A 13,219-nucleotide genomic window follows, 5' to 3' on the forward strand; every position below is an offset into this window, starting at 1 on the left:
ATGGCAGACCTTCTTTGGCAGAAGCCCGGCGTCGCTGTCGACGCCCAGATCCAGACCTTCCTCGCCGGCGACGACGTGATCCTCGACCGCGAGTTCTTCCTGCATGACATCGCCGCCAGCGCCGCACATGCACAAGGCCTGCAGCACATCGGCATCCTCAGTGCCGACGAGCTGGACGGCCTGCTGCGCGAACTGGAGGTGCTGGCGCAGGACTTCCGCGAAGGCCGCTTCGTGCTCGATACCCAGTATGAGGATGGCCACTCGGCGATCGAAGCCCGCCTGACCGAACGCCTCGGCGATGCCGGCCGCAAGATCCACACCGGCCGCAGCCGCAACGACCAGATCCTGGTCGCCACCCGCCTGTGGCTGAAGGAGAAGCTGCAGCGCGTGGCACAGCTCAGCGCCGAAGTGGCCAAGGTCGCGCTGGACCGCGCACAGGCCGAGAAGGACCTGCCGATTCCCGGCTACACCCACATCCAGCGCGCCGTAGTGTCCTCGGCCGGCATGTGGTGGGCGGGCTGGGCCGAGGCCTTCATCGACAATGCCATCCGCGCGCGTGACACCCATGCGCTGGTCGATGCCAATCCACTGGGCACGGCTGCCGGCTACGGCGTGAACCTGCCGCTGGACCGCGAGCACACCACGGCTGCGCTCGGTTTTGCGCGCATGCAGATCTCGCCGATCTACGCACAGCTGTCGCGCGGCAAATTCGAGCTGGCCGCGCTGGAAGCGCTCGGTGGTGCCACGCTGGACCTGCGCCGCATCGCCTGGGACCTGTCGCTGTTCACCAGCGCCGAGTTCGGCTTCGTCGCGCTGCCGGCGCAGTACACCACCGGCAGTTCGATCATGCCCAACAAGCGCAACCCGGACGTGATCGAGCTGATGCGTGCGACCCACGCCAGCGTCGCCGCAGCGCGCACCGAGATCGAGCAGCTGCTGTCGCTGCCGTCGGGCTACCACCGCGACCTGCAGTCGTCCAAGGGTGCCATCTTCCACGGCTTCGGCCGTGGCCTGGCCGCGCTGGAGCTGCTGCCGGCGCTGCTGGCCAACCTGGAATGGCGTGACGACAAGCTGCGTTCGGCCATCGATTCGGGCATGTATGCCACCGACGTGGCGGTGGAAGCGGCCGTGGCCGGCGTGCCGTTCCGTGAGGCTTACAAGGCCGCTGCGGCCGGTGCCGACAGTGCAGGGCAGGGGCGTACCCCGGAAGGCAGCCTCGCCGCGCGCGTGTCGCCGGGTTCGGCCGCCGACCTGCGCCTGGACGAACTGCGCGCGCGCTGGCAGGCGCTGTCCTGATGGCGGGCACTGTCTACCTGGTGATGGCGATGCGCCGGCCGGACTTCAACGATGCAGCGGTGCAGCCGCACCGCGATTTCCTCGATGCGTTGCAGGCGCAGGGCAAGCTGCAGCTGACTGGTGGTTTCGCCGACGGCAGTGGTGGCGCCTATGTGCTGTGCAACGTGGACAGCCTGGCGCAGGCGCAGGCCATCGTCGCCACCGATCCGCTGGTGACGATGCAGGCCTCCGAGCTGACCGTGCACGAATGGAACACCCGCTGAGACACTGACCGATGATCCAGCACGCTGCCAACGTCGCCTCGCCGTTCCCCGAACAAGCGCTGCCGCCATGGCGGCGTGCGGTGCTGAAGGTCGGCAGCAGCCTGCTGGCAGCCGATGGCGGCGGCCTGTCACCACGCCACGCGCTGGGCCTGGCGCAGTTCGTCTCGGCCAATGTCCTGGCCGGGCGCGAGGTGGTGATCGTGTCTTCCGGCGCGGTCGCTGCCGGGCGCGCGATCCTGCCGCGGGCCGATGAACCTGGCGCGGCGATGGCGGCGCGGCAGGCGCTGGCTGCGCTCGGCCAGGCCCAGCTGATCGGGCTCTGGCAGCGCTTCTTCGAGCGCCCGGTGGCGCAGGTGCTGCTGACCCATGACGACCTGCGCAACCGCCGCCGCTACCTCAACGCCCGCGCCACGCTCAACGAACTGCTGCGGCTGGGCGCGTTGCCGGTGGTCAACGAGAACGACACCGTGTCGGTGGACGAGCTCAAGCTTGGCGACAACGACAACCTGGCGGCGACGGTGGCGGCGTTGGTCGATGCCGATGCGCTGTTCATCGCCACCGATATCGACGGACTGTACAGCGCCGACCCGCGCACCGTGGCCGACGCGCGGCCGCTGCACGACGTGCCGGAACTGAGTGACGAGGTGCTGGCGATGGCCGGCGGCGCCGGCTCGCGCGCCGGTACCGGCGGCATGCGGACCAAGCTGGAAGCGGCAGCGAAGGCGGGTCGTCTCGGCATCGAAACCTATCTGTTCAATGGCCGCAGCGGTGACGTGGTACGCGCGCTGGCCCAGGACCGCCTGTTCGGTACCCGTATCCACGCCGCGCGCAGCCGTGAGGCGGCCCGCAAGCACTGGCTGCGGCACGCGCCGCTGGTCGAGGGTGCGATCGTGATCGATGCCGGCGCTGCGCAGGCGATGCGCGAGAAGGGCGCCTCGCTGCTGCCCGGCGGCATCACCGGCGCGGAGGGCATGTTCCGCCGTGGCGACATGGTGCAGGTGTGCTGGAACGCGCCACAGGGCCGCGTCTGCGTGGCGCGCGGTGTCAGCCAGTACGCGGCCGATGATGTGCGCCGGATCGCCGGCCGCCATTCGCGCGACATCGAGGCCGTGCTGGGCTACAACTACGGTGGCAGTGTCGTCCATCGCGACGATCTGGTGCTGCCATGACCGGTTTGAAGGACTCCCCGATGAGCGAAATCGAAGCGCAGGCGCGTGCCTGCCGTGACGCGGCCCAGATCGTTGCCGGCCTCGACAGTGCGGCGCGCCGCACGCTGCTGCTGGCGATGGCCCAGGCGCTGGAAGTGAATGCCGGGCTGATCCTGGCCGGTAATGCGCGCGACCTTGCCGCTGCGCGCGAGAAAGGCATTGGCAGTGCCATGCTCGACCGCCTGGCGCTGGACCCGGCACGCCTGTTCGCGATGGCCGAAGCCGTGCGTGAGGTCGCCGCGCTGCCCGATCCCGTCGGCCAGATCACCCGCGACGATGTGCGTCCAAACGGCATCCGCGTGCAGAAGGTGCGCGTGCCGCTGGGCGTGATCGCGATGATCTACGAGGCGCGCCCGAACGTGACCGCCGAAGCGGCTGCGCTGTGCCTGAAGGCCGGCAATGGCGTGATCCTGCGCGGTGGTTCCGAAGCGATCCACTCCAACACCGCCATCGCCCGGGCGCTGGCCGGCGCCCTGCAGGCCAATGGCGTACCGGCGGCGGCAGTGACCGTGCTGACCGACCTGCGCCGCGAAGCAATGCTGGAGCTGCTGCAGCTGCATGAACTGATCGATCTGGCGATTCCGCGCGGCGGCGAAGGCCTGATCCGCTTCGTTGCCGAGCATGCGCGGGTGCCGGTGATCAAGCACTACAAGGGTGTCTGCCACCTGTTCGTGGATGCCAGCGCCGACCTCGGCAAAGCCATCGACCTTCTGGTGGACGGCAAGTGCAGCCGTCCGTCGGCCTGCAACTCGCTGGAAACCCTGCTGGTGCATCGTGATGTGGCCGAAGCCTTCCTGCCGCGCGTGGCGCAGGCGCTAGGTGAGCGTGGCGTGGAGCTGCGCGCCGACACGAACGCGCAGCCGCTGCTGCCGGGCAGCACCGCCGCCAGCGAAGACGACTACGCTGCCGAGTTCCTCGACCTGGTGCTGGCCGTGCGGGTGGTCGACGACCTCGATGCGGCCATCGCGCATATCCGTGCCTATACCTCCGACCATACCGAAGTGATCGTCACCGAAGACGCCGGCCATGCCGAGCGCTTCGTCAACGCACTGCGCTCGGCGGTGGTGATGGTCAATGCCTCGTCGCGCTTCTCCGACGGTGGACAGCTGGGCCTGGGCAGCGAGATCGGCATTTCCACCACGCGCCTGCATGCGTACGGCCCAATGGGCCTGGAAGCACTCACCGTCGAACGATTCGTCGTGCGCGGTGAAGGGCAGACGCGCAAGTAGATCCACGCGATGCGCGGATGCCCTTCGCGGTAGACCCCGGTGCCGACCAAGGTCGGCGCCCACCAGGCCCAAGCGCCGACCAGGGTCGGCAGCTACCCAAGCAAGCGCCGACCCGGGTCGGCGACTACCGGGGCGTCACACCACCTCGCGGCGGATACCGATCGGCCGCGCGTGATCGTCCATGTGCAGCGTGGCGGCCTTGCAGCCCAGCAGGCGCTCGGCAAGGCCGGTGCTGGCACCCAGATCGGCCGCGACTTCATTGAGGCTGGCCAGCGGTCGCGGCAGGCGTCGCTCGTGGCCACGGAAGCGCGCGCGGTTGTACTCGGCCCAGCCGATCAGCAGCACGCTGGCACACAGCAGCATCAGCGGCAGTGCCACCAGCACATAGGGGTCGAACTGGCTTTGCCGTTCGTACAGCTGCTGCCAGGCCAGCTGGCCGCCGATCAGCCACGAGAACAGGGTCACCAACGGTGCCCACAGGTAGAAGTAGAACCCCCAGAACGCGAGGGTGACGAAGCCCCAGGCGGTGCGCTGGAAGCGTGGTTGGCGATGCGGCTTGCGAATCATCCGCGAGTCGAAGCGGTTGGACGGGCGTTGTGCGTTCATCGGATCCCCCGATCGGGACTGGTCCAGGTGGCGCGCTTGCTGCGACGGCGCAGCAGGGTCTTCGGCAACGCCACCAGGGTGGTGGAAAGACTGATCAGCCAGTACGCCATCGGGTACCAGATGACCCAGAAGTAGTTGCGTCCAATCTGTGTTTCGTAACGACGGTCGATGATCAGGCTGCTGGCGAACTGCATCAGGCAGACCAGGGCCAGGATCACGCCATGCCATTGCGGCAGCAGGCTGGCGATGTACAGCTGCGGCGGTACGTCGATGAGCTTGCCCAGCACCCACAGCACCACGATGAACAACATGGTGTAGGCCCAGATCACGCTCAGCACGTACTCCAGCAGTACGCCCCACATGCGCCGTTCCTTCCAGTGCAGCAGTGAACGCGCATGCCGCAGCATCACTTCCACGCCACCCTGCGCCCAGCGCAGCCGTTGCCGCCACAGACCCTTCAGCGTTTCCGGCATCAGGATGAAGCACAGCGCGTTGGGTTCGTAGCGGATGTCCCAATGCGCACGCTGCAGGCGCCAGCTGATGTCGATGTCCTCGGTCACCATGTCGTCCGACCACCAGCCGACCTGGTGCAGGGCGGTGCGGCGAAAGCCTGCGATCACTCCGGAGATGGTGAAGATGCGCCCGTACACGCGCTGCGCGCGCTTGATCATGCCGATGATCGAGGAGAATTCGGCCACCTGCAGGCGTCCAAGCAGGGTGGAACGGTTGCGGATGCGCGGGTTGCCGGTGACCGCACCGACGCGGTTGCCGCTGACCAGGTGCCAGACCATCCAGTGCAGGGCGTGTTCCTCCAGCATGGCATCGCCATCGATGCACACCAGGTACTCCGAGCGGGCCGCCAGCGCACCCATGCGCAGCGCGTTGGCCTTGCCGAGGTTGCGGTCCAGGTGCAGCACGCGCAGCCGCGGATGCTTCGCCGCCAGCACGTCGAGCCGGGCGCCGGTGTCATCACTGCTGCCATCGTCGATGGCGATCACCTCGTAGTCGGCCGGATAGCGCTGTGCCAGCGCCGCGCCGAGTGTGTCGTCGAGGTTCGCGGACTCGTTGTGGCAGGGAATCAACACGCTCGCGAACGGTGGATCGACCATCAGCGGCGGGTCGTTGCGTGGGCGCGAATGGCGTTCGCGCCGGAAGTAGTAATACAGGCCGCCCGACATCCAGAAGAACGCCATCACCATCGGGTAGTAGAAGGCGAACTGGAACAGGACCTGCAGCAGCGGGTGCATGTCCATGTCACTTCTCCGGGTACGGGAAGTTGCCGGCGGACATCGCCGCGCGGGCATCATGGGTGGAAGGCTGGCCGGCGATGAAGTCATCCGGGTACCAGGCGAAGTGGTGCACGCCCTGCGCCTGCAGCTGGCGGATCTGCGCGCGCAGCCGCTCGGCGGGAATCGGTTGCCCGCTGCGCCAATCGACGGTCTGCAGTTCGAACAGGGTGTGCTGCAACTGGGGATCGTGCGCACGCACCGCGGCCAGCAGCTGGTCGAGCCAGCGTTCCGGATGCCTGCTGCCTTCCATCCACGGCATCGCCATCAGTGCGGTCTGGTCGTAGGCCTTGTTGAACAGGTCCAGGCGCTGCGCGAACCAGGCTTCGCTCTGCGGACGCAGTACCGGCTCCGCGTACAGGTTGCGCACCGTGGCCAGCTTCGGCCGCCAACGCTGCGCACTGTCGCGCAGGGCCAGGGTGAAGTCGATCAGCGCCCGGGTGCGAGCGCTGCCATCGTCGCCGGCCGCCAGCGTGGGCAGTTCTGTGTCGCGCAGGTAGCCATCATCATGGAAGAGCAGGCCTTCGAAATACGAATTGACGGCCAGATCCTCGTAGATGTCGAGCATGATCTGGCGTGCCTTCGGATTGGTGAAGTCCAGCCGGTACATGCCGTCGGCATCGCCGTTGTGGATCGCCAGTGCCTTGCGCTGCACGGGGTCGGGCAGCTCGAAGCCGAGCACCGGCAGCCATGCGTAGACCTTCACCCCCGCGCGCGACTTCAGCTGCCAGGCGACCCGGCTGAACAGGTCCGCGCGCATCGGCATGTGCCGGTTGGGGAAGTACAGTGCATCGGCGGTGTTGTTGCCGTCCGGATCGGCGAACGCCTGCAGGTAGACGTGGGTGGGCGAGATGCGTTTGACCCGCTCGATCAGCGCATCGAGGTTGCGCCCCTGCTGCGCCGGGTCCGGGTCGTACACATCATCCAGGTCGACCTGCAACGCGCGGATGCCGTCGAGCGCAACGTCGCGCCGCAGCTCGTAGGCCAGGCCCTCCACGGTCGGGTTGTCGCTGACCAGGAAGCGCGCCAGCCCATGCAGGTCGCTGGCCACTGGTGTGCTGCGGCCTTCCAGATCGAAGGACACCGGCATGCCCAGCTGTTCGGCGATGTCGTTGCTCAACTGGTTGTAGGCCGCGTACGGCCAGACGATGGCGCGCGGGCGCACGCCCAGATGCTGCTGGATGCGCTGCACGCTGCGGCCGAGATCGGCGCGCAGGCGCTGCTCGTACTGCGCCTCGCTCTCGTAGCTGCGCGTGGCCGGCCGGTAGATGCGGGTGACCACCGCTGGCGTCGAATTGCCCTGCGGATTGGCAAGCACTCCGTGGTGCAGGTCGTCTGTATGGCTGGCCACTTCGATCAGGCCGCTGTCGTGCATCTGCTTCAGCTGCGCCCAGGTAACGAAGTCATCGTGGCCGAACGGCCGGTAGCCATAGTCGATCGTGCGCCCGGGCGCCATGTCCACGTAATCGGTGATCACTGCCACCAGCGCCGGGTAGCGGTACGCCTGCAGCAGCGGGAACGCCTTGTCGTAGACGCTGCGCAGGCCATCATCGAAGGTCAGCAGTACCGGTTTCGGTGGCAGCGTGGCGCGTCCCTGGGAGGCGTCGATCACCTGCGACAGCGACACCGGGTGGTAGCCGTGTGCCCCCAGCCAATCCAGGTGCGCGGCGAAGTTCTGCGTGCTCACCGCGTAGGTATCGGCGTCGCCCTTGGCCGCGACCCGGTCGCGGATGTCGTGGTAGCTGAGGATCAGCAGGCCGTTGTCAGTGGCATCGAGATGCAGGGCCTGCTGCGCGAACGCCGGCGGCGTGGCGGCCAGCAGCAGGAGCACGATCAGTCGCAGGATGCGGGCCATGTCACTCTCCCCAGCGCAGTGCGGCTTCGAAGCCGATATGACGCTCGCGGTGGCCGTCGTAGACCGGCCGCGACCAGCGCACGCCGTACTCGAACACGCGGCCCTGGCCCAGCTGCCATTCGTGCATGTAGGACACCGAAGGGACCAGAGCGCTGCCGAAGCCGTCCTGCCAGTAGTCACCGAGCGAGACCGTCAGGCGGTGCCGGAAGTGGCGCTCGTAGTGCCGCCACAGCTGCTGGTCGATGCGCAGCCCGATCTCGACCATGCGGTCGCGCTTCGGGTTGAAGTAGGGCGCGTCGTCGCGGCTGCCCCGGCTGGTGTAGGCACTGGCCAGGCCGTCGATCAACCAGCGCGGGCGGGTCAGCAGGCGCTGTTCGAGGCTGGTGCTGAACAGCTCGCGGTGGTTGCCGTCGTCGTAGCGGAAGCGGCTGGCGCCGAACATCCAGTGGGTCAGCTCGCTGCGCCGGTAGTCGACCTGCGCGCTCACGCTGTCAGCGCTGATGCCCGCCACGCGCGCCTGCATCGAGGCTTCCGGGTCATTGCGTGCGGCCACCAGCCCGGCATGCCAGTAATCGTTGAACTGCCAACCCACGCCGATGCGCAGGCCGGTATCGCCAATGTGGTCGTTGGCGCGCAGTACCGCCGCTTCCGCATCCAGCTGGCCAAAGCGGTAGCGTACGCCCGCGCCCAGCCACAGCGGGTCGATGCGCTGGTCCTGGAAGTCGACCGAGCGCCTGTCGGCGAAGGCGAACAACCGCCAGCGGTCGTCGAGCACCGGTGTCTGCACTTCCATGCCGTAGTGACGGTCGTTGTTGCCCAGCGGCGAGGTGCCGCCACCGCCGGAGCTGCGACCAATGTCGGTCCATGCCTTCAGCTGCCAACCGCGATGCGCGCGCCAGGCCTGGTCCATGCGTTCGACGGCGGGTTGGGTCGGGTAGCGTGCGACAAGATCGTCGTGCAGTGGCCTTGCCAGGTCATCGCGCTGCAGGGCGACGTAGGCCTCCTCCATGCCCAGCCGCGGCTCGATGTCGCGAGGGTCCAGCGCATGTGCCATCTGCTGGCGCTGCAGTGCCATGCGTGGCCATCCGCGCATCATGTACACGCTGCCCAGCGCGCTCTGCAGGCCGCCGTTGCCCGGTGCGATGTCGACCATCGATTCCAGGTCGTGCTGTGCGGTGCGCAGGTCGCCGCTATAGGCGCGTACCATCGCCAGATTCAGGTCGGCCTCGTAACGTGACCAGTTCGCGTACGGTGACTTGCCGTTGCTCCAGCGCCACGCCGGCTCCTTGTCACGCCAGGCCTGCAGCAGGTCGATCGCCTTTTCCTGCTGCTCGCTCTCCAGGTAGGCATAGGCCAGTTCCGAATGCGAGGCATCGCGTGTCGGGTCGCCGGCCACTGCCGCCTGCAGCACCGGTATGGCTTCTTCCGGATGCAGGGTGCCCATCAGCGAATCGCCGACCGCAGGCAGCACATAGTCGGGCAGGGCATGGCCTTCGGCCTGCAGTGCGCGGGCTTCCTCGCGCACCTGCGCATGGCGGCCCAGCCGGTTGAGCAGGATCAGCCGGTCCATGCGGACGCGAAGCGGCGCCTGCGCGGGCGGGGTGCCTTCGCTGCCCAGGTAGCGCTGCATGCGCGCCAGGGTCGATTCGGCTTCTTCCAGGCGGCTGTCTTCGCTGCTGCTGTAGGCCAGGCTCCAGACCACCAGCTTGGCCAGGTAGTCGCCTTCGATGCGTTGCTTCTGTGCAGCGTCGAACAGCTGCGGGCGCTGCTGGTACAGCTCCCAGGCGCGCCAGGCGTTGCCGATGTCGCCCAGGGTCAGTACGCGCAGCTTGAACAGCAGGTCGTCGTTGGGTTGCTCTTGGCTGGCGCGCTCGATCGCGCCGAGGGCATCCAGCCAGCGGGCCTGGTCGCGGTAGCGGCCGATCTCGGCCAGGGCCGCCTCGCGGTCAGGCGAGGCAGCGCTGCTGGCCCAGGCCAGGGCGGTACAGGCAAGGCCGACGCAGAGCGCCAGCCGGCGGTGGACAACCATTGGGGACCCCCTTGGCTTCCGAACCAGACAACCTGAGAAATGTGACGCACATCACATGCCAGCTGTTGGCGTGGCCGTGGCCCGCGTCACTCCCTTCGTGCATTCCCGTCCAGCAAGGACGGATACAAACCCGGACAGCGACCTGCAATGTCTTGTCTGAAACGAGAGTCCCCCGCACACCGAATGGTGGCCTGGGCGGCGCCGCCGCCCCCATGCCCGATGCCGGCACGCGGCAAGGATGGGCATTCGTGGGCACTATCCGCCCGGAATTGTCAGCCCGGCGTCAAAATGCGCAGACGGGCTGACGAGCGGTAGGTGGGGCCGGTTGCGAGGCCCTGCGCGGCTTACCAGAGGTCTTCCAGCTTGCGCGGCTTGCAGGCCACCCAGGAGGCGCACAGCATCAGGGTGGCGCAGCCGAACAGGAAGCTGAACGGGAGCGTCCAGCCGTTGCTGACCGTATGCAGCCAGCCGACCAGGAACGGCCCCAGACAGCTGAAGCTGTAACCCACGCCCTGCATGAAGCCGGACAGTGCCGCCGAGCCGGTGGGGGTGCGCGTGCGCAGGTTGATCAGGGTCAGCGCCAGCGGGAAGGTGGATGGACCGACGCCGAGCAGGCACGCCCACAGCAGGGGGGCCTTCATCGGTGCCAGCAGCAGGCCGGTGAAGGCGACCACGAACGAGAAGAAGCCGATCAGCACCAGCGGGAACGGGTTCTGCATGCGAACTGCCATGGATGGAATGACCAGCGACGGCAGCAGCCCGAGCGCCGAGAACACCGCCACCATCACGCCACCAAAGGCCGGTGTGCCGCCGGCCTCGACCACGATGCGTGGCAGCCAGGTGAACATCGAATAGGTCATCAGCGAAGTCATGCCGAACATCAGCGTCATGCTCCAGCCCAGTGAGGTGCGCCAGACTTTCCCATGCGGCTGTGCGGCCGGGTCGGTGGCATCTGCCTGCGGCTTCGGTGCGCGCCTGGCCAGAACCAGCCACGGCAATGCTGCGGCCAGTGCCAGCAGTGCCCACATGCCCAGCGACACGCGCCAGCCAGCGGCGTTGGCCATCGGCACCGCGAGCAATGCGGGCAGCATGGTGCCCAGCTGCAGCACGCTGATGTAGAGCGTGCTCATGGTGCCGACCTTGTTGGCGAAATAGCGCTTCACCAGCGGCGGCACCACCACGTTGCCGATGCCCATGCCGGCCAGTGCCAGCACCGAACCCAACAGCAGCGTGCCGACGTTGCCGGCGCTGGAACGCAGCAGCAGGCCGGCCATCGCCATCACCATCGCCAGCAGCGTGGTGCGCTCCAGGCCCAGGCGCCGCGCCAGCGCCGGCGTGGCCACACCGAACAGCGCGAACGACGCGGTCGGCAGCATGCCCAGCACGCCGGTCATGGTGGTACCGAAACCGAACTGCTGGCCGAGCACGTCCAGCAGCGGGGTGATCGAGGTGACCGCGGTGCGCAGGTTGATCGCTGCCAGCAGGATCGCGGCGAATGCGAGGACGCGGCCGTGCAGCAGCGACGGCGAATCGGAAGTGGAGGAACTCATCGGTGGTCCTTGCAGGTGTCGCACGCCGGGGCAATGGCATGCAGCGCCGGCATCGGTCTACGCCGAAGCGGCAGGTGGGGGAGGGGCTGCTGGCGGGCCGGCAGCGCGGCCATTGTACGTGCGGGCTCCGGCAAGGTCCCGTCATGCGGGCGGCCAGGTGCCTGATACAAAAAAACCCGGAGGACAGTGATGTCTTCCAGGCTTCTTGGTGACCACCGAAGTGGTCGGGGAGACAGGATTCGAACCTGCGACCTCTACGTCCCGAACGTAGCGCTCTACCAGACTGAGCTACACCCCGAAGGGAGCCGCCTATTCTAGCGATTCACCCCGATGGCGGCAAGGGGTGAATGCTGTTTTCTTCACACTGCCGAAGCAGTGCCACTTCAGGGAACAAAAAAGCCTGGACGACTTCACCAGGCTTCAATGCGACCACCGAAGTGGTCGGGGAGACAGGATTCGAACCTGCGACCTCTACGTCCCGAACGTAGCGCTCTACCAGACTGAGCTACACCCCGAAGGAGCCGCCTAAGATACCGTGTGAAGGCCAAGGCGGCAAGGCTTTTTTACAGCTCAGCGACGATTTTCCTTCTCGATGCGGTTCTGCTCGCGGGCTTCGAACCACATGCCGTTGAGGATGGCCACCGTCGAGGCGAGGCCGGCACCGAGAATCCAGGCGAAATACCACATGATCAGTCTCCTTCATTCCGGGTAGGTGCCGACCGTTGGTCGGCACACGTGCAAGCAATCAATACGCGTTCGGGTTGTTGCCCATCTCTTCGGTGGTGGTCTTGCCCTTCAGCACGCGGTACACCCAGGTGGTGTAGGCGAGGATGATCGGCAGGAACACCGCCGTGGCCAGCAGCATGATCCACAGGGTCAGGTGGCTGGACGAGGCGTCCCACACGGTCAGGCTGGAGGTGGGCTGGCTCGAGGACGGCAGCAGGAACGGGAAGATCGCAAAGCCGACGGTCAGGATGATGCCGGCGATGGCGGCCCCCGAGGCGATGAAGGCCAGGCCGCCGCGACGGGCCCGCAGCAGTACCGCACTGGCCAGCAGTCCGGCCAGGCCCAGCAGCGGCGCCAGGATCGTGGCCGGCATGGCGCTGTAGTTGCGCATCCAGCCACCGGCGGCGCCGAGTTCGGCGGTCTTCAGCAGCGGATTGGTGGCGCCGTCGGTGACCACCTGCGAGGTGATCTGGTAACCCGGCAGGCCGAAGGCCACCCAGGCACCGCCCACCGCGAACAGCACGAAGGCGATGATCGCGGCGATGCTGCCGAAACGGGCCGCACGTTCGGCCACCGGGCCGTCGGTCTTCAGCACCAGCATGGCGGCACCGTGGGCGACCAGCATCGACACGCTGAGCAGGCCGGCCAGCAGCGCGAAGGGCATCAGCAGGCCGAAGAACGAGCCGGTGTAGAAGATGCGCATGCTGTCATCGAAGTGGAACGGCACGCCCAGCACCACGTTGCCCACCGCCACGCCCATGATCAGCGCCGGGATGAAGCCACCGATGAACAGCGCCCAGTCCCAGGTGTTGCGCCAGCGCTCGCTGGGCATCTTGCTGCGGAACTTGAAGCCGACCGGTCGCAGGATCAGCGCGAACAGGATCACGAACATCGCCAGGTAGAACCCGGAGAAGCTGACCGCGTAGAGCGGCGGCCATGCGGCGAAGATCGCGCCGCCGCCCAGGATCAGCCACACCTGGTTGCCTTCCCATACCGGACCGATGGTATTGATCACCAGCCGGCGCTCAGCGTCGTTGCGGGCGACGAAGGGCAGCAGGGTGCCCACGCCCAGGTCGAAACCATCCATCACGGCGAAACCGATCAGCAGGATGCCGAGCAGCAGCCACCAGATCACGCGCAGCGTGGTGTAGTCCAGAAGAATGAAATCCAT

Annotated in this window: 11 protein-coding genes and 2 tRNA genes; 4 read left to right on the top strand and 9 right to left on the bottom strand. The window is 67.3% G+C overall.

Going from position 1 to position 13,219, the window contains the following annotated elements; all coding sequences use genetic code 11:
- From argH to AC5P9F_RS10570, 4 genes are read left to right on the top strand one after another with little or no spacing between them, the layout of a single operon-like run.
- Entirely contained in the window at window positions 1-1,296 is a 1,296-nt protein-coding gene (gene argH, locus AC5P9F_RS10555) for an argininosuccinate lyase (RefSeq protein ID WP_049460530.1), read from the top strand.
- Window positions 1,296-1,559: a YciI family protein gene (locus AC5P9F_RS10560; RefSeq protein ID WP_005414003.1), complete on the top strand. Its 264-nt coding sequence runs from the start codon at window positions 1,296-1,298 to the stop codon at window positions 1,557-1,559. The genes argH and AC5P9F_RS10560 overlap by 1 nt, the downstream gene beginning before the upstream one ends.
- Window positions 1,560-1,570: 11 nt before the next feature.
- Window positions 1,571-2,728 carry a glutamate 5-kinase gene (proB, locus tag AC5P9F_RS10565; protein WP_024958393.1) on the top strand — a complete coding sequence of 386 codons (1,158 nt, stop codon included), beginning with the start codon at window positions 1,571-1,573 and terminating at the stop codon, window positions 2,726-2,728.
- Window positions 2,725-3,996 carry a glutamate-5-semialdehyde dehydrogenase gene (locus AC5P9F_RS10570; RefSeq protein ID WP_099497580.1) on the top strand — a complete coding sequence of 424 codons (1,272 nt, stop codon included), beginning with the start codon at window positions 2,725-2,727 and terminating at the stop codon, window positions 3,994-3,996. Before proB ends, AC5P9F_RS10570 begins: the two co-directional genes overlap by 4 nt.
- Window positions 3,997-4,131: 135 nt before the next feature.
- On the opposite strand, the gene pgaD is transcribed toward AC5P9F_RS10570, so the two are convergent.
- From pgaD to cydB, 9 genes are all read right to left on the bottom strand, one after another.
- On the bottom strand, window positions 4,132-4,602 hold the full coding sequence (gene pgaD, locus AC5P9F_RS10575) for a poly-beta-1,6-N-acetyl-D-glucosamine biosynthesis protein PgaD (RefSeq protein ID WP_005410359.1): 471 nt from the start codon (window positions 4,600-4,602) through the stop codon (window positions 4,132-4,134).
- Window positions 4,599-5,855, bottom strand: coding sequence for a poly-beta-1,6-N-acetyl-D-glucosamine synthase (pgaC, locus tag AC5P9F_RS10580; protein WP_049395393.1), 1,257 nt, complete (start codon window positions 5,853-5,855; stop codon window positions 4,599-4,601). The genes pgaD and pgaC overlap by 4 nt, the downstream gene beginning before the upstream one ends.
- A gap of 1 nt (window position 5,856) precedes the next feature.
- Window positions 5,857-7,743, bottom strand: a complete 1,887-nt coding sequence (pgaB, locus tag AC5P9F_RS10585; protein WP_005413999.1) for a poly-beta-1,6-N-acetyl-D-glucosamine N-deacetylase PgaB — start codon at window positions 7,741-7,743, stop codon at window positions 5,857-5,859.
- Between the two features lies 1 nt (window position 7,744).
- Window positions 7,745-9,772, bottom strand: a complete 2,028-nt coding sequence (gene pgaA, locus AC5P9F_RS10590; RefSeq protein WP_005410356.1) for a poly-beta-1,6 N-acetyl-D-glucosamine export porin PgaA — start codon at window positions 9,770-9,772, stop codon at window positions 7,745-7,747.
- 344 nt (window positions 9,773-10,116) lie between these two features.
- A complete protein-coding gene (locus tag AC5P9F_RS10595; RefSeq protein WP_495231939.1) occupies window positions 10,117-11,322 on the bottom strand; it encodes a CynX/NimT family MFS transporter in 1,206 nt (401 codons plus the stop codon).
- 221 nt (window positions 11,323-11,543) lie between these two features.
- Window positions 11,544-11,620 (bottom strand) — tRNA-Pro (locus AC5P9F_RS10600).
- Between the two features lie 140 nt (window positions 11,621-11,760).
- Window positions 11,761-11,837 (bottom strand) — tRNA-Pro (locus AC5P9F_RS10605).
- A gap of 55 nt (window positions 11,838-11,892) precedes the next feature.
- Window positions 11,893-12,009, bottom strand: coding sequence for a cytochrome bd-I oxidase subunit CydX (gene cydX, locus AC5P9F_RS10610; protein ID WP_005410354.1), 117 nt, complete (start codon window positions 12,007-12,009; stop codon window positions 11,893-11,895).
- A gap of 58 nt (window positions 12,010-12,067) precedes the next feature.
- Complete coding sequence (gene cydB / locus AC5P9F_RS10615) at window positions 12,068-13,219, bottom strand: cytochrome d ubiquinol oxidase subunit II (RefSeq protein ID WP_005410353.1); 1,152 nt, start codon at window positions 13,217-13,219, stop codon at window positions 12,068-12,070.

This window comes from Stenotrophomonas sp. YJH_SMC_4 (assembly GCF_059371575.1).